The 17,376-nt window shown below is 70.6% G+C and carries 18 protein-coding genes; 13 read left to right on the top strand and 5 right to left on the bottom strand.

What is annotated here, in order from left to right; all coding sequences use genetic code 11:
- Positions 1 to 3 precede the first annotated feature (3 nt).
- From ACFWY5_RS50010 to ACFWY5_RS49995, 4 genes are all read right to left on the bottom strand, one after another.
- Positions 4 to 816, bottom strand: coding sequence for a class I SAM-dependent methyltransferase (locus ACFWY5_RS50010; RefSeq protein ID WP_379639201.1), 813 nt, complete (start codon positions 814 to 816; stop codon positions 4 to 6).
- Between the two features lie 76 nt (positions 817 to 892).
- Entirely contained in the window at positions 893 to 1,813 is a 921-nt protein-coding gene (locus tag ACFWY5_RS50005) for a DMT family transporter (RefSeq protein WP_379617681.1), read from the bottom strand.
- Positions 1,814 to 1,876: 63 nt separating this feature from the next.
- On the bottom strand, positions 1,877 to 2,644 hold the full coding sequence (locus ACFWY5_RS50000; protein WP_379617683.1) for an ABC transporter permease: 768 nt from the start codon (positions 2,642 to 2,644) through the stop codon (positions 1,877 to 1,879).
- Positions 2,641 to 3,549 carry an ABC transporter ATP-binding protein gene (locus ACFWY5_RS49995; protein ID WP_379617685.1) on the bottom strand — a complete coding sequence of 303 codons (909 nt, stop codon included), beginning with the start codon at positions 3,547 to 3,549 and terminating at the stop codon, positions 2,641 to 2,643. The genes ACFWY5_RS50000 and ACFWY5_RS49995 overlap by 4 nt, the downstream gene beginning before the upstream one ends.
- 218 nt (positions 3,550 to 3,767) lie before the next feature.
- Here ACFWY5_RS49995 and ACFWY5_RS49990 point away from each other — a divergent pair, with 218 nt between their 5' ends.
- The 13 genes from ACFWY5_RS49990 (at position 3,768) to hisG (ending at position 16,011) form a co-directional block, all read left to right on the top strand.
- A complete protein-coding gene (locus tag ACFWY5_RS49990; protein WP_379639200.1) occupies positions 3,768 to 4,484 on the top strand; it encodes a VOC family protein in 717 nt (238 codons plus the stop codon).
- 83 nt (positions 4,485 to 4,567) lie between these two features.
- A complete protein-coding gene (locus tag ACFWY5_RS49985) occupies positions 4,568 to 5,812 on the top strand; it encodes a multidrug effflux MFS transporter (RefSeq protein WP_379639198.1) in 1,245 nt (414 codons plus the stop codon).
- Between the two features lie 82 nt (positions 5,813 to 5,894).
- Positions 5,895 to 6,647, top strand: coding sequence for a helix-turn-helix transcriptional regulator (locus ACFWY5_RS49980; protein WP_379617691.1), 753 nt, complete (start codon positions 5,895 to 5,897; stop codon positions 6,645 to 6,647).
- On the top strand, positions 6,644 to 8,056 hold the full coding sequence (gene sufB, locus ACFWY5_RS49975) for a Fe-S cluster assembly protein SufB (protein WP_379617693.1): 1,413 nt from the start codon (positions 6,644 to 6,646) through the stop codon (positions 8,054 to 8,056). The genes ACFWY5_RS49980 and sufB overlap by 4 nt, the downstream gene beginning before the upstream one ends.
- The gene (gene sufD, locus ACFWY5_RS49970; RefSeq protein WP_379617695.1) at positions 8,056 to 9,177 is read left to right on the top strand and encodes a Fe-S cluster assembly protein SufD; all 1,122 of its coding nucleotides are present in this window, start codon (positions 8,056 to 8,058) and stop codon (positions 9,175 to 9,177) included. Before sufB ends, sufD begins: the two co-directional genes overlap by 1 nt.
- A complete protein-coding gene (locus ACFWY5_RS49965; protein ID WP_379617697.1) occupies positions 9,174 to 9,491 on the top strand; it encodes a non-heme iron oxygenase ferredoxin subunit in 318 nt (105 codons plus the stop codon). Before sufD ends, ACFWY5_RS49965 begins: the two co-directional genes overlap by 4 nt.
- Positions 9,492 to 10,238, top strand: a complete 747-nt coding sequence (sufC, locus tag ACFWY5_RS49960) for a Fe-S cluster assembly ATPase SufC (RefSeq protein WP_379617699.1) — start codon at positions 9,492 to 9,494, stop codon at positions 10,236 to 10,238.
- On the top strand, positions 10,238 to 11,491 hold the full coding sequence (locus tag ACFWY5_RS49955; RefSeq protein ID WP_379639197.1) for a cysteine desulfurase: 1,254 nt from the start codon (positions 10,238 to 10,240) through the stop codon (positions 11,489 to 11,491). The genes sufC and ACFWY5_RS49955 overlap by 1 nt, the downstream gene beginning before the upstream one ends.
- Before the next feature lie 2 nt (positions 11,492 to 11,493).
- Positions 11,494 to 11,931: a Fe-S cluster assembly sulfur transfer protein SufU gene (sufU, locus tag ACFWY5_RS49950; RefSeq protein WP_379617703.1), complete on the top strand. Its 438-nt coding sequence runs from the start codon at positions 11,494 to 11,496 to the stop codon at positions 11,929 to 11,931.
- Positions 11,928 to 12,293 (top strand): metal-sulfur cluster assembly factor, encoded by a 366-nt coding sequence (locus ACFWY5_RS49945; RefSeq protein WP_379617705.1) that lies wholly within the window; start codon positions 11,928 to 11,930, stop codon positions 12,291 to 12,293. The genes sufU and ACFWY5_RS49945 overlap by 4 nt, the downstream gene beginning before the upstream one ends.
- Positions 12,294 to 12,603: 310 nt before the next feature.
- The gene (locus tag ACFWY5_RS49940) at positions 12,604 to 14,538 is read left to right on the top strand and encodes a DEAD/DEAH box helicase (RefSeq protein WP_379639195.1); all 1,935 of its coding nucleotides are present in this window, start codon (positions 12,604 to 12,606) and stop codon (positions 14,536 to 14,538) included.
- Between the two features lie 349 nt (positions 14,539 to 14,887).
- Positions 14,888 to 15,151: a phosphoribosyl-ATP diphosphatase gene (locus tag ACFWY5_RS49935; RefSeq protein ID WP_184974198.1), complete on the top strand. Its 264-nt coding sequence runs from the start codon at positions 14,888 to 14,890 to the stop codon at positions 15,149 to 15,151.
- 14 nt (positions 15,152 to 15,165) lie between these two features.
- Positions 15,166 to 16,011, top strand: a complete 846-nt coding sequence (gene hisG / locus ACFWY5_RS49930) for an ATP phosphoribosyltransferase (RefSeq protein ID WP_379639194.1) — start codon at positions 15,166 to 15,168, stop codon at positions 16,009 to 16,011.
- Positions 16,012 to 16,051: 40 nt separating this feature from the next.
- Here the strand turns inward: hisG and ACFWY5_RS49925 are convergent, their stop codons facing one another.
- The gene (locus ACFWY5_RS49925; protein WP_379639193.1) at positions 16,052 to 17,362 is read right to left on the bottom strand and encodes an aminotransferase class V-fold PLP-dependent enzyme; all 1,311 of its coding nucleotides are present in this window, start codon (positions 17,360 to 17,362) and stop codon (positions 16,052 to 16,054) included.
- Positions 17,363 to 17,376: the final 14 nt, after the last annotated feature.

Genomic DNA, 17,376 nt, shown 5'->3' with positions numbered 1-17,376 from the left:
CGGTCAGGGGGTGCGCGCCCTGACCAGCCACAGGTCCATCGCCGGGGTGCGCAGCCGCCGCGGCAGCGGAGGCAGCCACCTGCACGCCCCCGCCGCGATCTCGCGGTGCAGGGCGGCCGAAGCGCTCCACCCGTGCCGCGCCAGCAGCCCCGCCGGATCGCGCAGAGCCCCCACGAACGGCACGCCCCGCAGCGCCATCTCCCGCAGGAACGGCTGCATCACCGGATCCCGCAGGAACAGCTCGTGCGGCACGTCGAACGTCAGCCACGACCCCGGTGCCGCCAGCGCGCTGACCGAGTCCAGCACCGCGTGGGTCTGGGCCGGGGTCAGGTAGTAGAAGAGGCCGTCGGCGATCCAGCAGGCGGGCTCGGAGACGGAGAACCCGGCCGCGACCAGCGCCGGGGCCCAGTCGAGCCGGAGGTCGGCCTCGACCACCCGCACGTCGCAGCGCGCGCCGAACCCGGCCGCGGCCAGCAGTTCCGCCTTGCCGTCCAGCTGGCCGGGCAGGTCCACCTCGTAGTAGACGAGCGAGGGCTCGACGGGCAGCCGGTAGGCGCGGGCGTCGGTGCCGGACCCGAGGCAGACGGCCTGCCGTACCCCGGAGGAGAGCAGCGTGAGGTCGCCCAGCCGCGCGCGCAGCGGCACCACCGCGGACGGCAGCGCGTCGGCGCGCACGGTGTCGACGCCCGCCTCGGAGGCCGGGGTGACGAAGACGGCCGCGCACGGATCGTCCAGGTACGCATCGGGCTGGGCGTGTTCGCGGGCACGCAGCACGGCCATCCAGTCGCTGGTGAGCTTGACCGGCTCGGACCCCATCGCCCACGACCCTTCGCATCCGAAGAATGACTCAGGGTAATAGTGCCTGGTGGCGGCGGCGGAAACCAGTCCGGGATCAGAGCTTCTTGCGCGCGCGGGTGGCGCCCAGGCTGGCCGCGACCACGCAGATGACCGCCGCCCACTCGCGGAGGTGCAGGATCTCGCCCAGCACCACCAGCCCGATCATGGCCGCCACGGCGGGCTCCAGGCTCATCAGGATTCCGAACACGTGCTTGGGCATCCGGCGCAATGCCTGCAGCTCCAGCGAGTACGGGATCACCGACGACAGCAGCCCGACCCCCAGCCCGATCAGCAGCACCTCGGGCTGCAGCAGGTCGGCCCCGCCGGCCGTGACGCCGACCGGCGCGACCACCACCGCCGAGACCACCATGGCCAGCGACAGCCCGGTGGCGCCGGAGAAGCGCTGCCCGGCCGCCGCCGACAGCAGGATGTACCCCGCCCAGCAGGCCCCGGCCACCAGCGCGAAGCCGATGCCGGCCCAGCTCACCGAGGTCGACTGCCCCCAGGGCGCGAGCAGGACGACGCCGCCCCCGGCCAGGAGCACCCACAACAGGTCGAGCCGCCGCCGCGAGGCCGCCACCGCGACCCCCAGCGGCCCCAGGAACTCGATCGCCACCGCGATCCCCATGGGCAACCGGGCCAGAGCCTCGTAGAACGTCAGGTTCATGAGCGCCAGCGTGCCGCCGAAGCCGACCACGACGGCCCAGTCACGCCTGGTCATGCCCCGCAGCCGCGGCCGCGCGACGGCGGTGATGATCAGCGCCCCCGCCGCGATGCGCAGGAACACCATGGCGCTCGGCGGCAGCAGGTGGAACAGGTCCTTGGCGAACCCGGCGCCCAGCTGGACGGAGACGATGGCCAGCAGCACGAGCCCGGACGGCGGGATCGAGTCGGCGGCCGTGCGCAACAGACCGCCCGGTCCCGGTACGCGGGCCTTGGAGCGGTCGAATGGGTCATCAAGTGCAAAGGCGGTCAAAGGGACTCCTCAGGTCGTCGTCAGAGGGTACTCACGACGACCGACACAAACCGAGCCCGGGTGTCACTCCCAGCGGAACGTGCGCGAGGCCAGCCCCAGCGTGAGCACCGCCCAGACCACCAGGACGGCCAGCGCGCCGAGCGGCAGCGCGGCTCCGTCGCGCAGCACCGCGCGCAGGCCGCCGGTCAGCGCCGAGATCGGCAGCAGCTCAAGCGCCGAGCGCAGCCCCTCGGGGAACTTCGACAGGGGGAACACCACCCCGCCCGCCCCCAGGAGCACGAGATAGACGAGGTTGGCCGCGGCCAGCGTCGCCTCCGCGCGCAGCACCCCCGCCATGAGCAGGCCCAGCCCGCTGAAGGCCGCGGTGCCGAGCAGCACCAGCAGGGCCGCCCCCAGGAACGAGCCCTGCGGCCGCCAGCCGAGCGCCAGCGCCACGGCCACGATGACCACCACCTGCAGGGCCTCCACCGCGAGTACGGCCAGCGTCTTGGCCAGCATGAGCCCGGCCCGCGACAGCGGCGTGGCCCCGAGCCGCTTCAGCACGCCGTAGCGGCGCTCGAAGCCGGTCGCGATCGCCTGCCCGGTGAACGCCGTGGACATCACGGCCAGGGCCAGCACGCCGGGGGCCAGGAAGTCCACCCTGCTCCCGCCCCCGATGTCGATCAGCGGCGCCAGCGAGAAGCCCGCGAGCAGGAGCACCGGAATGATCAGCGTGAGCAACAGCTGCTCGCCGTTGCGCAGGATGGCCCGCACCTCGGCTCCCGCCTGCGCCAGCACCATCCTGGGCAGCGGCGCCGCGCCGGGCGCCGGAGTGAGGTCAAGGGTGGTCATCGCAGTTCGCGTCCCGTCAGTTCGAGGAAGACGTCCTCCAGCGTGCGGCGCTCGATGCGCAGGTCGTCGGCGGTGACGCCCTCGGCGGCGCACCAGGCGGTGACCGTGGCCAGCAGCTCGGGCCCGACCTGGCCCTCGAGGATGTAGTGGCCGGCCGGGGACTCCTTGGCGGCGCTGCCGGCCGGCAGCGCGTTGAGCAGTTCCTCCAGCGCCAGTCCTGGACGGGCGCGGAAACGCAGCTGCCGCTCGGCGCCGGTGAGCTGGGCGGGGCTGCCCTCGGCCACGACCTGGCCCCGGTCGATGATGACGACGTGGTCGGACAGGCGCTCGGCCTCGTCCATGTGATGGGTGGTGAGCACCACGGAGACCCCGGCCGCGCGCAGGTCGCCGACCAGGTCCCAGCAGCCGTGCCTGGCCTGCGGGTCGAGCCCGGCGGTCGGCTCGTCGAGGAAGACCAGTTCGGGGCGGCCGACGACCGCCGCGGCCAGGGACAGGCGCTGCTGCTGGCCGCCGGAGAGCCTGCGGTAGGGGGTGCGGGCGTGCTCGGCCAGCCCGAGGCGTACCAGAAGGGCCTGCGGGTCGAGGGGGCGGGCGTAGAAGCGCGAGACCAGCCGCAGCCACTCGCCGCAGCGCATCGCGGGCGGGACGCCGCCCGCCTGGAGCATGACGCCCACCCGGGGGCGCAGCGCGTGGGTGCGCGGATCGGCGCCGAGCACGCGGACGGTGCCGGCGTCGGCGCGCCTGAAGCCCTCGCAGATCTCGATCGTGGAGGTCTTGCCCGCGCCGTTGGGGCCGAGGATCGCGGTGACCGCGCCGCGCGCCGCCGAGAGCGTGAGGCCGTCGATCGCCGTGGTGGCGCCGTAGCGCTTGACCAGTTCGATGATCTCGACGGCTGGGGAATCCATGGCAAGAGTCTAGGGACTGCCCGCGGTGGTCCGGGCTTCGACCTGGCAGTGCGTAAAGGCTTGCGGATGAACTTTCGGACGAACCCGTCAAGTCGCCGGACGGGTGAGACGGGACGTGATTGGGTGATTGTGGTCCATCTCACAGAAGGAGGGGGAAGTGTCAGTACGCAGTGCTTATGATCCAGGCGTTCCCTGCTGGGTGGATCTGTCGACCACCGATGTGGGCGGCCGCGGTCGGCTTCTACGGCGAGCTGCTCGGGTGGCGGGCCGAGATGGCGGAGGACCCGGCCGCGGGCGGTTACGGGCAGTTCTACGTCGGCGACAAGGTCGTGGCCGGCGTCGGCCCGATCCAGGCGCCGGGCATGCCGCCGGTCTGGAACATGTACGTCTCCACCGACGACGCGGCGGCGGTCGCCGACCGGGTCAAGAACGCGGGCGGCACGGTCTTCGCCGAGCCGTTCGCGGTGTTCGAAGAGGGCACGATGGCGGTCTTCCAGGGCCCCGACGGCGGCTTCTTCAGTGTCTGGCAGCCCGGCAACCACCACGGAGCGGCGCTGGTCAACGAACCGGGCGCGTACTGCTGGAACGAGCTCGTCAGCCGCGACGTCGAGGCGGCCACCCGCTTCTACGCCGAGGTCTTCGGCTGGCGGCCCCACGCGCAGCAGATGGGCGAGATCGCCTACACCGAGTGGTACAACGGCGAGAACAGCGTCGCGGGCATGATGCCCATGGGCGAGGAGTACCCGCCGCAGGTCCCGTCCCACTGGGGCACCTACTTCGCCGTGGCCGACCTCGACGCCACGATCGCCAAGGCCCGTGAGAAGGGGGCCACGGTCCTCGTGGACAGGATGGACGCGCCGCCCGGCCCGTTCGGCGTGCTCACCGACCCGCAGGGAGCGGCGTTCAACGTCATCCAACTTCGTGAAAATTCCTGAAATAGGGAATTAGGGCGACCTAATCCCGGTTCCACCCCTCGGCCCTCGTGGGCCATCGGCCTGCGAGGGAGAGGGGATCACGCATGTCCGTGGCAGAGGCCACGCCGGCGATCGAGGTCAGGAAAGAACGCCGCGGACTGCTCCTGGTGATCCTGGGCGCGCTGAGCGCCATCGGACCGCTGTCCATCGACATGTACCTGCCCGCGCTCCCGGCCATCTCCGGCGAGATGATGTCGGCCCCGGCGCAGGTCCAGCTCACCCTCACCGCCTGTCTCATCGGCGTCTCCGTCGGCCAGGTGCTGGCCGGGCCGCTGAGCGACGTACGCGGGCGCCGCGGGCCGCTGCTCGTGGGCGTCGGCGGGTTCGCGCTGGCCTCGCTGCTGTGCGCCTTCGCCCCGAACGTGCCGGCGCTGATCGCGCTGCGCCTGCTGCAGGGCGTGCTCGGCGGCGCCGCGCTGGTGATCGTCCGCGCCGTGGTGCGCGACCTGTACGACGGGGCGGCCATCGCCCGCATCTTCGCCACCCTCATGCTCGTCAGCGGCCTCGCGCCGATCCTGGCCCCGATCGCCGGCGCGCAACTGCTGGCGTTCACCTCCTGGCGCGGCGTCTTCGTCGCGCTGAGCCTGCTCGGCCTGGCGCTGCTGCTCGCGGTCATCCCCGGCGTCAAGGAGACGCTCCCCGCCGACCAGCGGGAGAGCGGCGGGCTCCGGCACACCGCGATGACGTTCTGGCGCCTGCTGCGCGACCGTGCCTTCATGGCCAGCGCGCTGACCGCCGGCCTGGCCTTCGCCGCCATGTTCGCCTACATCTCCGGCTCGCCGTTCGTCCTGCAGGGCGTCTACCAGGCCACGCCGCAGCAGTACTCGCTCATCTTCGGGCTCAACGCCCTCGGCCTGACCGTCATGGCGCAGGTCGGCGGGCGCCTGGCCGGACGCGTCCGCCCGGCGCTCCTGGTCCGTGTCGGCCTGGTCGTCACGCTGGCGGGCGGCGTGCTGCTCGTCGCCGCCGCCACCGCGGGGCAAGGCCCTGGCGGCCTCGGCGGCCTCGGCGGCCTCGGCGGCATCGTGGCGGGGCTGTTCGTCATCATGTGCGGGCAGGGCCTCGTGCTGCCGGGCACCGGCGCGCTCGCCCTCGCCAGCCAGCCCCCGCAGGTGGCCGGCAGCGCCTCGGCGCTGCTCGGGGTGCTGCAGTTCGCCCTCGGCGCGGTCGCCGCGCCGCTGGTGGGACTCGCCGGATCCGGTACGGCGGTGCCGATGGCGAGCGTCATGCTCGGCCTCATCCTGGCCTCCGGAGTGGCGTTCACCCTGCTCCGGCGTGGAGTTAGGTAAGGCTACCCTGCGTGAGAAATTGCATTCTCCGCATCTCCGGAACCGTTTGTGAACGGGGAAGGAATTACGGCACACTGATGTTGTGAAAAACGTGACCTCCTCGATCGAGCCAGGAAGCGAGCGCAGCACACGCGCCCGCGTGGCCCGGCTGATCCTGGAGCACGGTCCCATCACGGCCGCCGCGCTCGGCGAGCGGCTCGGGCTCACGCCCGCAGCCGTCCGACGCCATCTCGACGCGCTGCTGACCGACGGGATGATAGAGCCTCGCACCGTGCGGCCGCGCGGGCAGCGCGGCAGAGGGCGGCCGGCCAAGCTGTTCGCCATCACCGACGCGGGGCGCAGTGCTTTCGAGCACGCCTATGACGACCTGGCCGGGAGCGCGCTGCGTTTCCTGGCCGAGCGCATGGGTGAGGAAGCGGTGACCGAGTTCGCCCGCTCGCAGGTCAAGAGCCTGCTGCAGCGGCTTGAGCCGGTCATGGCGACGGTGCCGGAGGACCAGCGGGTGCACGTGCTGGCCCAGGCGCTGTCGGCAGAGGGTTACGCCGCCTCGGCCAGCAAGGCCAAGTCCGGCGGCGACCAGCTCTGCCAGCACCACTGCCCGGTGGCGCACGCGGCGGCGGAGTTCCCGCAGCTGTGTGAGGCCGAGACGGAGGCGTTCGCGCAGCTGCTCGGCACCCCGGTGCAACGCCTGGCCACCATCGCACACGGCGACGGGGTCTGCACCACGCATGTGAGCCCCGTTCGGATACAGGGAACGCATCCGCTCGCCCAGCGCAATGAGCGAGGAGCGGTGCGCGACCCATTGGACACTGAGAGCAAGGAGACCGGAAGGTGACTGTCACCGACCGCCCGGAGCTGGAAGGCCTCGGGAATTACAAGTTCGGCTGGGCCGACTCGGACGCGGCGGGCGCGGCCGCCAAGCGCGGCCTGTCCGAGGAGGTCGTCCGCAACATCTCCGCGCTCAAGAACGAGCCGGAGTGGATGCTCGACCTGCGTCTGAAGGGCCTGCGGCTGTTCGGCAAGAAGCCGCTGCCCACCTGGGGCTCCGACCTCACCGGCATCGACTTCGACAACATCAAGTACTTCGTGCGCTCCACCGAGAAGCAGGCCGCTTCCTGGGAAGAGCTGCCCGAGGACATCAAGAACACCTATGACCGGCTCGGCATCCCCGAGGCCGAGAAGCAGCGCCTCATCGCCGGCGTCGCCGCCCAGTACGAGTCCGAGGTCGTCTACCACAAGATCCGTGAGGACCTTGAGGAAAAGGGCGTCATCTTCGTCGACACCGACACGGGCCTGAAGGAGCACGAGGAGCTCTTCAAGGAGTACTTCGGCTCGGTCATCCCGGTCGGCGACAACAAGTTCGCCGCGCTCAACACGGCGACCTGGTCCGGCGGCTCCTTCATCTACGTGCCCCCGAACGTCAACGTCGAGATCCCGCTGCAGGCCTACTTCCGGATCAACACCGAGAACATGGGCCAGTTCGAGCGCACGCTGATCATCGTCGACGAGAACTCCTACGTTCACTACGTCGAGGGCTGTACCGCGCCGATCTACTCCAGCGACTCGCTGCACTCCGCGGTCGTCGAGATCATCGTGAAGAAGGGCGCCCGCTGCCGTTACACGACCATCCAGAACTGGTCGAACAACGTCTACAACCTGGTCACCAAGCGCGCCGTCGCCTACGAGGGCGCCACCATGGAGTGGATCGACGGCAACATCGGCTCCAAGGTCACGATGAAGTACCCGGCCGTCTACCTCATGGGCGAGCACGCCAAGGGCGAGACCCTGTCGGTCGCGTTCGCGGGCGAGGGCCAGCACCAGGACGCCGGATCCAAGATGGTCCACCTGGCGCCCCACACCTCCTCCAGCGTCATCTCCAAGTCGGTGGCGCGCGGCGGCGGCCGTACCTCCTACCGCGGTCTGGTGCAGATCGAGGAGGGCGCCCACGGCAGCGCGAGCACGGTCAAGTGCGACGCGCTCCTGGTCGACCAGATCAGCCGCTCCGACACCTACCCCTACGTCGACGTCCGCGAGGACGACGTCTCGATGGGTCACGAGGCCACGGTCTCCAAGGTCAGCGAGGATCAGCTGTTCTACCTCATGAGCCGCGGGCTCGGTGAGGACGAGGCGATGGCGATGATCGTGCGCGGCTTCGTCGAGCCGATCGCCCGCGAGCTCCCCATGGAGTACGCCCTCGAACTGAACCGCCTGATCGAGCTGCAGATGGAAGGAGCCGTCGGCTGATGGGCCTGAACGAGAAGCCCCTGTCGACCCTGCACGAGAAGTCCTCCTACAACCTGGACGACTTCGAGGTGCCCACGGGCCGCGAGGAGCAGTGGCGTTTCACGCCGCTGTCCCGTCTCAAGGGCCTGCACAACGGCACCGCCGCTGCCTCCGGCCACGTGATCGTGGACGTCGACGCGGCCCCCGAGGTCACCGTGGAGACGGTCGGCCGCGACGACGCCCGGGTCGGCAAGGCGTACGTGCCCGCCGACCGGGTCAGCGCGCAGGCCTACAACTCCTTCGAGAAGGCCACAGTCATCACCGTGCCGCGCGAGGCCGTCGTCTCCAAGGAGACGGTCATCACGCTCACCGGCTCCGGCGACGGCGCCACCTACGGTCACATCGTGATCAAGGTGGAGCCGATGGCCGAGGCCGTGGTCGTGCTCGACCACAAGGGCAGCGCGGTCTACGCCGACAACGTCGAGTTCGTGGTCGGCGACGGCGCCACGCTGAAGGTCGTCAGCCTGCAGGACTGGGCGGCCGACGCCGTGCACGTCTCCCACCACCACGCCCAGCTCGCCAAGGATGCGACCTTCCGCAGCTTCGTGGTGACGCTCGGCGGTGACCTGGTACGCCTGTCGCCCAGCGTCTCCTACACCGGCCCCGGCGGCGACGCCGACATGTCGGGCGTGTACTTCGTCGATGCCAAGCAGCACCTGGAGCACCGCCTCCTGGTCGACCACTCCGAGCCCAACTGCAAGAGCAACGTGGACTACCGCGGCGCCCTGCAGGGCGAGGAGGCGCACGCCGTCTGGATCGGCGACGTGATCATCCGCGTGGCGGCCGAGGGCACCGACACCTACGAGCTCAACCGCAACCTCATCCTCACCGACGGCGCCCGCGCCGACTCGGTGCCGAACCTGGAGATCCTCACCGGCGAGGTCGCCGGGGCGGGCCACGCCTCCACCTCGGGCCGCCTGGACGACGAGCACCTGTTCTACCTCCAGGCCCGCGGCATCCCCTTCGACGAGGCCCGCCGCCTGGTCATCAGGGGTTTCCTCGGCCAGCTGATCGAGAAGATCGAGGTCGAGGCGATCCGCGAGCGCGTGATGAACGCGGTGGAAGCGGAGCTCGCGCGGTGAGCTACCAGAAGGTCTGCAGGGTGGGTGACATTCCCGACTCGGGGGTCATCGCCGTCGAGGTGGGCGAGACGCCGGTCGCGCTCGTGCGCAAGGGCGCGGAGGTCTTCGCACTGCACGACATCTGCTCACACGCCGAGGTCAAGCTCAGCGAGGGCGAGGTCTACGACGACACCCTCGAATGCTGGCTGCACGGATCGTGCTTCGACATCCGCAGCGGCAAGCCGACCGGTCCGCCGGCCACCAAGCCCGTGAACGTCTACACAGTGAAGATCGATGGCGATGACGTGCTCGTCTCGCTCTCGAAGGAGTCATAAATGAGCACTCTCGAAATCCGCGAGCTGAAGGTCGCCGTCGAGGACAAGGAAATCCTGCGCGGCGTCAACCTCACCGTGAAGTCGGGCGAGACCCACGCCATCATGGGCCCCAACGGCTCGGGCAAGTCGACGCTGGCCTACGCCATCGCCGGCCACCCGAAGTACACCATCACCGGCGGCCAGGTGCTGCTCGACGGTGTCGACCTGCTGGAGCTGACGGTCGACGAGCGGGCCCGCGCCGGCCTGTTCCTGGCCATGCAGTACCCGGTCGAGGTCCCCGGCGTCTCGGTCTCCAACTTCCTGCGCTCGGCCGTCACCGCGATCCGCGGCGAGGCGCCGAAGCTGCGTGAGTTCGCCAAGGACCTCAAGGGCGGCATGGACGCGCTGGCCATCGACGCGGCCTTCGCCCAGCGCAACCTCAACGAGGGCTTCTCCGGCGGCGAGAAGAAGCGCCACGAGATCCTCCAGCTCGAACTGCTCAAGCCGAAGATCGCGGTGCTCGACGAGACCGACTCCGGCCTCGACGTCGACGCCCTGCGCGTGGTGTCGGAGGGCATCAACCGCTTCCGCGCCACCGGCGAGACCGGCGTCCTGCTGATCACGCACTACACCCGCATCCTGCGGTACGTGAAGCCCGACTTCGTGCACGTCTTCGCCAACGGCAAGATCGTCGAGGAGGGTGGCCCCGAGCTGGCCGACAAGCTGGAGGCCGAGGGCTACGAGGCCTACACGAAGGCTGCCGTCTAATGTCGGCGGCCTTCGACGTGGAGAGGATCAGGAAGGACTTCCCGGTCCTCTCCCGCGAGCTGCCCGGCGGCCGGTCGCTGGTCTATCTCGACTCGGGCAACTCCTCGCAGAAGCCGGCGCAGGTCGTCGAGACCATGCGCGAGCACCTGGCGATGCACTACAGCAACGTCGGCCGTGCCATGCACGTGCTCGGCGCGGAGTCCACCCAGGCCTATGAGGACGCCCGTGACAAGGTCGCGGCCTTCGTCGGCGCGCCCTCGCGCGACGAGGTGGTCTTCACCAAGAACGCCTCCGAGGCGCTCAACCTGGTCGCCTACAGCTTCGGCAACAGGACGAACGAGGACCCGCGCTTCACCATGGGTCCCGGCGACGAGATCGTCATCTCGGAGATGGAGCACCACTCCAACATCGTGCCGTGGCAGATGCTGGCCCAGCGCACCGGCGCCACCCTGAAGTGGTTCGGCGTCACCGAAGAGGGCCGGCTGGACCTGTCGGGCGAGGTCATCACCGAGCGCACGAAAATCGTCTCGATCGCGCACCAGTCGAACGTGCTCGGCACCGTCAACCCCGTCGCGCCCGTGCTCAAGCGGGCCCGCGAGGCCGGCGCGCTGGTCATGCTCGACGCCTCCCAGTCGGTCCCGCACCACCCGGTGGACGTGGCCGCGCTGGGCGTCGACTTCGTGGCCTTCACCGGCCACAAGATGCTCGGCCCTTCCGGCATCGGCGTGCTCTGGGCCCGCGGCGAACTGCTGGAGGCCATGCCCCCGTTCCTGGGCGGCGGCGAGATGATCGAGGCGGTCTGGATGGACCACTCGACCTACGCGCCCTACCCGCACAAGTTCGAGGCCGGTACGCCGCCGATCGTCGAGGCCATCGGTCTCGGCGCCGCCGTCGACTACCTCGCGGCCGCCGGGATGGAGGCGATCGAGGCGCACGAGCGCGCCCTGACCGCCCATGCTCTCGACGCGCTGGCCGAGGTCCCGTCGCTGCGGCTCATCGGCCCCTCCACGCTGGAGGAGCGCGGCGGGACCGTCGCGTTCACGCTTGAGGGGATTCATCCGCACGACGTGGGGCAGATCCTCGACGACGAGTTCGGCATCGCGGTACGCGTCGGGCACCACTGCGCCCGGCCGCTTCACCTGCGCTTCGGAATACCCGCGACCACGCGGGCGTCGTTCTACCTGTACAACACCACGGGCGAGATCGACGCCCTGGTGCGCGGCCTCCATCACGTCCAGAAGGTGTTCGCATAGTCATGATCGGCGAGTCGATGTACCAGGAGCTGATCCTGGAGCACTATAAGCACCCGCAGGGGCGGGGGCTGCGCGAGCCGTACGATGCCGAGGTTCACCACGTGAACCCGACGTGCGGCGACGAGATCACGCTCCGGGTGAAGCTCGGCGACGGCGGCAAGATCGAGGACGTGTCCTACGACGGCCAGGGCTGCTCCATCAGCCAGGCCGCCGCGTCGGTGCTGCACGAGCTGACCACCGGTTCGACCGTCACCGAGACGTTGTCCGTGGTCGATGAGTTCACCCGTCTCATGCAGGGCAGGGGACAGGTGGAGGCGGACGAGGACGTGCTGGGCGACGCCGTCGCCTTCGCCGGGGTCGCCAAGTTCCCGGCGCGGGTCAAGTGCGCGCTGCTGTCGTGGATGGCCTACAAAGACGCTGTGGTGAGGAGTGCCTCGTGAGTAAGCCAACGCAGACCCCGACGCAGGGGTATGACGGTGAGGCCACCGTCGAGGAGGTCATGGAGGCCCTGAAGGACGTCGTGGACCCCGAGCTCGGGATCAACGTCGTCGACCTCGGCCTGATCTACGGCCTCCACCTCGACCCGGCCGAGGGCGCCACCGCGCCCGTGGCCACCATCGACATGACCCTGACCAGCGCCGCCTGTCCGCTGACCGATGTCATCGAGGACCAGGCGCACTCGGCGCTCGACGGCATGGTCTCCGACGTGAAGATCAACTGGGTCTGGCTCCCGCCGTGGGGCCCGGACAAGATCACCGACGAGGGGCGCGAGCAGCTCCGTATGCTAGGCTTCAACGTCTGATCCCCAAGGGTCTGACTTTTTCTTGTGCTGCACGGCTGACGCAGCCCGTGTCAGCCGCTTCAGCGTGCCAGGGCGGGAATAGATCGATCTCCTCCCGTGTTGGCCACCACGTGCACCTGACGCATCATCTCGCGTCTTCAGCCGCCTGCGCCGGCACCGGGTGCGCGTAGACGACCGCCTCCATCAAGGCGGGCACGTCCCCACCCCGAGGTGTTTTCTCTGCACAGGTACGGCGCTGCCGTACGCCCCGGCTCGTCCTTTCGCAGAAGTGACGCGCCACTTCGACCGAAAGGCACGATTTTCCGTGACCATGCTTGACGTTGTCCTGCCCGAAACCTCCCCGGAGTCGGGTCCGTCCGAGTTCGAGCTGCTGGGCCTGCCCGCGCCGATCGTGAACGGCCTCACCCGTATGGGCATCAACGCCCCGTTCCCCATCCAGAGCGCCACCATCCCGGACGTGCTGGCGGGTCACGACGTGCTCGGCCGCGGCCAGACCGGCTCCGGCAAGACCCTGGCCTTCGGCCTGCCGACGATGGTCCGCATCGCCGGCGACCGGCCCAAGCCGAAGCACCCGCGCGCCATGATCCTCGTTCCCACCCGTGAGCTCGCCCTCCAGGTGCACGACGCCCTCGAACCCCTCGGCCGCGGCCTCGGCCTGCGCATGAAGGTCGTCGTCGGTGGCATGTCCATGGGCAAGCAGGTCGAGGCGCTGCGCCGCGGCATCGACCTCGTCATCGCCACCCCCGGCCGCCTCGGCGACCTCATCCGCCAGGGTGAGTGTTCGCTGTCGGAGGTCGAGGTCAGCGTCCTGGACGAGGCCGACCACATGTGCGACCTCGGCTTCTTCCCCGTCGTCACGGACCTGCTCTCGCAGACCGCGCCCGGCGGCCAGCGCCTGCTGTTCTCGGCCACGCTCGACGGCGACGTCGACAAGCTGGTGCGGAAGTTCCTGAAGGACCCGATCACCCACTCCGTGGCCCCGGCGACCTCCCCGGTCGACACCATGGAGCACCACGTGCTGCAGGTGACCCGCGACGAGAAGTTCGACGTGACCGCCGAGATCGCCAACCGCGAGGGCCGCACGATCATCTTCGTCCGCACCCAGCACGGCGTGGACCGGCTGTGCAAGCAGCTGGCCCGGGTCGGCGTGCGCTCCGGCGGCCTGCACGGCGGCAAGCGCCAGAACCAGCGCACCCGCATCCTGGCGGAGTTCCGTGAGGGCTCCGTCAACGTCCTGGTCTGCACCGACGTGGCCGCCCGCGGCATCCACGTCGACAACATCAGCCTGGTGCTGCACGTGGACCCGCCGCAGGACCACAAGTCCTACCTCCACCGCGGTGGCCGTACGGCCCGCGCGGGGGAGAAGGGCACCGTCGTCACCCTGGTGCTGCCCAACGAGCGGCGCTCGACCGACCAGCTGACCCGGCGCGCGGGCATCCACCCGTTCCGCCTCAAGGCCGCTCCCGGCAACTCCCGGGTGGCCGAGGTCACCGGCGCCCGCGTTCCCAGCGGCGAGCCGATCCCGGTCTGGGAGCCGGACGTCCGCAAGCCGCTGCGTCCCCGCCGCGAGGGCGGCCACGGCGGCGAGCGTCGCGGCCGTCGCGGCGACCGTTCCTACGGACGTCGTCCCGAGGGCGGTGACCGCCCCGCCGGCGGCCGCCGTCACGAGGACGGCGAGCGTTACCCGAAGCGCCACTTCGACGGCGGCCCCCGCACGGCCGGCGAGAACCGCCCCGAGCGTGAGGACCGCGGTCAGGGCGGCGGCGGCTTCCGTTCGGGCGAGCGCTCCGGCGACCGCGGTCCCCGTGGGGGCGGCTTCCGCTCCGACGACCGCGGCCGTGGTGGCTACCGTTCCGACAACCGTCAGGGCTACCGGTCCGACGACCGTCAGGGCCCTCGTTCCGACGACCGCGGCGGCTTCCGCTCCGGCGAGGACCGCGGTCCCCGTGGTGGCGGGTTCCGCTCCGACGACCGTCAGGCTCCCCGTTCCGACGACCGTGGCTTCCGCTCGGACGACCGTGGTGGTTTCCGCTCTGACGACCGTGGCGCTCGTGGTGGCTCCTTCCGCTCCGACGACCGGGGCTCGCGTCCCTTCCGCGCCGACGACCGCGGCCCGCGCGGTGGCGCGTTCCGTGCCGACGACCGTGGCGAGCGCCGTCCGTTCTCGGCCGACCGCGGCGAGCGTCCCCGTGACGGTTACCGCTCCGGCAACACCGGCAACTCCGGCCGCCGCTACGGCCGCTGACCCCGGCCGCCGGGCCTGACGCCCGGCGCGCCTCCTGAGATCCCGGCCGATCAGCGCGATCGGCCGGGATTTTCGCATTCCGGTACGGCCCGCCCGCGGTAACCCGCGAAGCCGTGACTGGCTGTGCCCGCCGTTCCCCCGCAGGAGGCACGGCGGGCCGCAGCACCCCGTTGTGTCCGTGCGCCCTGAGGCGCACTCCCCCGACACAGCCGCGAGCGTAGCGCCGAGCGCTTTCGATTCGTTATCGACGGACCGAAACCAGGGCGTCTCGGGTCGCGGACGCCGCACGTACCAAGCCGCCGCGAACGTTAGGCTGGAGCCGCATGTCAGCCGACCGACGAGAGAGATCATGAAGACCTTCGAAGAGCTGTTCGCCGAGCTGTCAGACAAGGCACGCCTGCGCCCCGAGGGATCGGGCACCGTGGCGGCGCTCGACGCCGGCGTCCATGCCATCGGCAAGAAGGTCGTGGAGGAGGCGGCGGAGAGCTGGATGGCCGCCGAGCACGAGTCGAAGGACCGCGCCGCAGAAGAGATCTCTCAGCTGCTGTACCACGTGCAGGTGCTGATGATCGCCCGGGGTATCGGGCTGGACGAGGTTTACAAGCACCTGTAGGGGGTTGACCACTGATGTTGCGGCTTGCCGTACCGAACAAGGGCGCGCTCAGCGAAGCGGCCCAGACCATGCTCAAGGAGGCCGGCTACCGGCCCCGCCGCGACAGCAAGGAACTGGTCGTCGTCGACACCGACAGTTCCTGCGAGCTGTTCTTCCTGCGCCCGCGGGACATCGCCGTCTATGTCGGCGAGGGCACGCTCGACGCCGGCATCACCGGGCGCGACATGCTCATCGACTCCGGCGCGCAGGTCGAGGAGGTGATGCCGCTCGGGTTCGGCGGCTCCACCTTCCGCCTGGCGGCGAGCAGCGGGCAGATGAGCTCCGTGCAGGATCTCAAGGGGCTGCGCGTGGCCACCGCGTACCCGGGGCTGCTGGAGAAGTACCTGGCCGAGTGCGACGTCGACGCCCGCGTGATCAAGCTCGACGGCGCCGTCGAGACGGCCATCAGGCTCGGCGTGGCCGACGCGGTCGCCGACGTCGTCGAGACCGGCACCACCCTGCGCAACGTGGGGCTGGAGGTGTTCGGCGAGCCGATCATGCGCTCGGAGGGCGTGCTGATCAGGGGCCGCGAGGGCGCGGGCACCCCCGGGCTCGAACAGGTCGTGCGCCGCCTGCAGGGCGTCATCCACGCGCGCGACTACGTGATGATGGACTACGACATCCGCGCCGAGCGGATAGAGGAGGCCATCGCGCTGACCCCCGGCATGGAGGGCCCGACGGTCTCCCCGCTCCACCGCGAGGGCTGGGTGGCGGTACGCGCCATGGTCCGGCGCAAGGGGCACCAGCACGTGATGGACGAGCTGTGGGACATCGGCGCCCGGGCCATCCTGGTCACCGACATCTACGCCTGCAGGCTGTAGCACTGGGATCTCCCGGCGACCACCGCGCCGCCGGGAGTTCCTAGCGCAGGGCCGCGACCGCCTTGACCGCCCGGTCGACCTCCTCGGGCGTGTTCATGATCGTGGTCCCGAGCCGCAGCAGCGACTCGCGGTACGGGGTGCTGCTGGCCACGATCCGGTGCTGCTCGCGCAGCCTGCCCACCGCCTCGTACGGGCTGGCGATCCCGTCCACCTCCATGCACACCAGCCCCGCCGACAGCTCGGGTGCGACCGGCGTGGCCAGCTTGACGTGGGCGACCCCGGCCAGGCCGCTCTTGAGCCGGGTGGCCAGTTCCTGGATGCGGGCCTGGACCCGGTCCTTGCCGATCGCCTCCTGGAAGGCGAAGGCGGCGCCGGCCGCCCAGCGGTGCTCGAACGCCTTGTAACCACCGGGAGTGAAGTACTCGGCGGTGACCGGCTGCTGCGAGGACCCCTCGAAGAAGTAGTCGAAACTGGCCTGACCGAAACTCGGGATCAACGGCACGACCGCCTCCCACGCCCGTCCCCACACGATGCCGGTGCCGCGCGGCCCGCACAGCCACTTGTGGGTGCCGCTGGCCAGGAAGTCACAGCCGAGGTCCTCCGCGCCGTCGGCCATGGCGCCGAAGCCGTGTACGCCGTCCACGCACAGCAGCGCCCGGTCCTTGTCCTCGCGGCCCTTGTTGGCCTCGGCGACGACCGCGGCCATCTCCTTGACCGGCAGCCGCACGCCGGTGCTTGAGTGCACCCAGGTGACGGCGACGATCCTGGTCTTCGGGCCGATCGCCTTGCGCAGCCGGCCGGCGATCTCGTCCACGGAGGCCTTGGCGGGCTCGTCGTACAGGCGCACCCTGCGTACGGCGGCGCCGGTGCGCTCGGTACGCAGCCGCAGCGCCTCGTGCGTGGCCAGGAAGTCGTGCTCGGTGGTCAGCACGTCCTGGCCGGGCAGGAGCCTGATGCCGCCGTACAGGAGGGCCAGGCCCATCGTGGTGCTGTCGGTGAGCACGATCTGGGCGGGGGCGCCACCCAGGTAGCGTGCCGCGGCCTCGCGTACGGCCTGGTCGGGGTCGCCCCCGGCGGGAAGGTACTCGGGATCGGCGTCCAGCCCCCTGCGGTGCTCCTCGATCGCGCGGCGGACCTCGGCGGGGTGGCGGGCCAGCACGAACGCGGCGAAGTCGGCACGATCCTTCGGCAGGTCGAACTGGGCGCGCACCGACGCCCAGTCGTCGGCCTTGAGCGGTGGCGCCAGACTGCCGCCGGTCGGGGCGGCGGCCGGGGGAGCGGAGGTGCACGCGCCTGCCCCGGCCAGGAGTCCGGCGCTGAGCAGGGCCCGTCTGTTCAGCTGCTTGCTCACGCCTCCTGCTTACC

This window comes from Nonomuraea sp. NPDC059007 (assembly GCF_042740555.1).
Taxonomy (GTDB): domain Bacteria; phylum Actinomycetota; class Actinomycetes; order Streptosporangiales; family Streptosporangiaceae; genus Nonomuraea.
Note: the sequence above shows the minus strand (reverse complement) of the source record. Positions and strands in the feature narration are given on the sequence as shown.

Coding starts and splice junctions, on each gene's coding strand:
- ACFWY5_RS50010 (WP_379639201.1), bottom strand. CDS start 816: ATGGGGTCCGAGCCGGTCAAGCTCACCAGCGACTGGATGGCCGTGCTG.
- ACFWY5_RS50000 (WP_379617683.1), bottom strand. CDS start 2,644: ATGACCACCCTTGACCTCACTCCGGCGCCCGGCGCGGCGCCGCTGCCC.
- ACFWY5_RS49995 (WP_379617685.1), bottom strand. CDS start 3,549: ATGGATTCCCCAGCCGTCGAGATCATCGAACTGGTCAAGCGCTACGGC.
- ACFWY5_RS49990 (WP_379639200.1), top strand. CDS start 3,768: ATGTGGGCGGCCGCGGTCGGCTTCTACGGCGAGCTGCTCGGGTGGCGG.
- ACFWY5_RS49985 (WP_379639198.1), top strand. CDS start 4,568: ATGTCCGTGGCAGAGGCCACGCCGGCGATCGAGGTCAGGAAAGAACGC.
- sufD (WP_379617695.1), top strand. CDS start 8,056: ATGGGCCTGAACGAGAAGCCCCTGTCGACCCTGCACGAGAAGTCCTCC.
- sufC (WP_379617699.1), top strand. CDS start 9,492: ATGAGCACTCTCGAAATCCGCGAGCTGAAGGTCGCCGTCGAGGACAAG.
- ACFWY5_RS49955 (WP_379639197.1), top strand. CDS start 10,238: ATGTCGGCGGCCTTCGACGTGGAGAGGATCAGGAAGGACTTCCCGGTC.
- sufU (WP_379617703.1), top strand. CDS start 11,494: ATGATCGGCGAGTCGATGTACCAGGAGCTGATCCTGGAGCACTATAAG.
- ACFWY5_RS49940 (WP_379639195.1), top strand. CDS start 12,604: ATGCTTGACGTTGTCCTGCCCGAAACCTCCCCGGAGTCGGGTCCGTCC.
- ACFWY5_RS49935 (WP_184974198.1), top strand. CDS start 14,888: ATGAAGACCTTCGAAGAGCTGTTCGCCGAGCTGTCAGACAAGGCACGC.
- hisG (WP_379639194.1), top strand. CDS start 15,166: ATGTTGCGGCTTGCCGTACCGAACAAGGGCGCGCTCAGCGAAGCGGCC.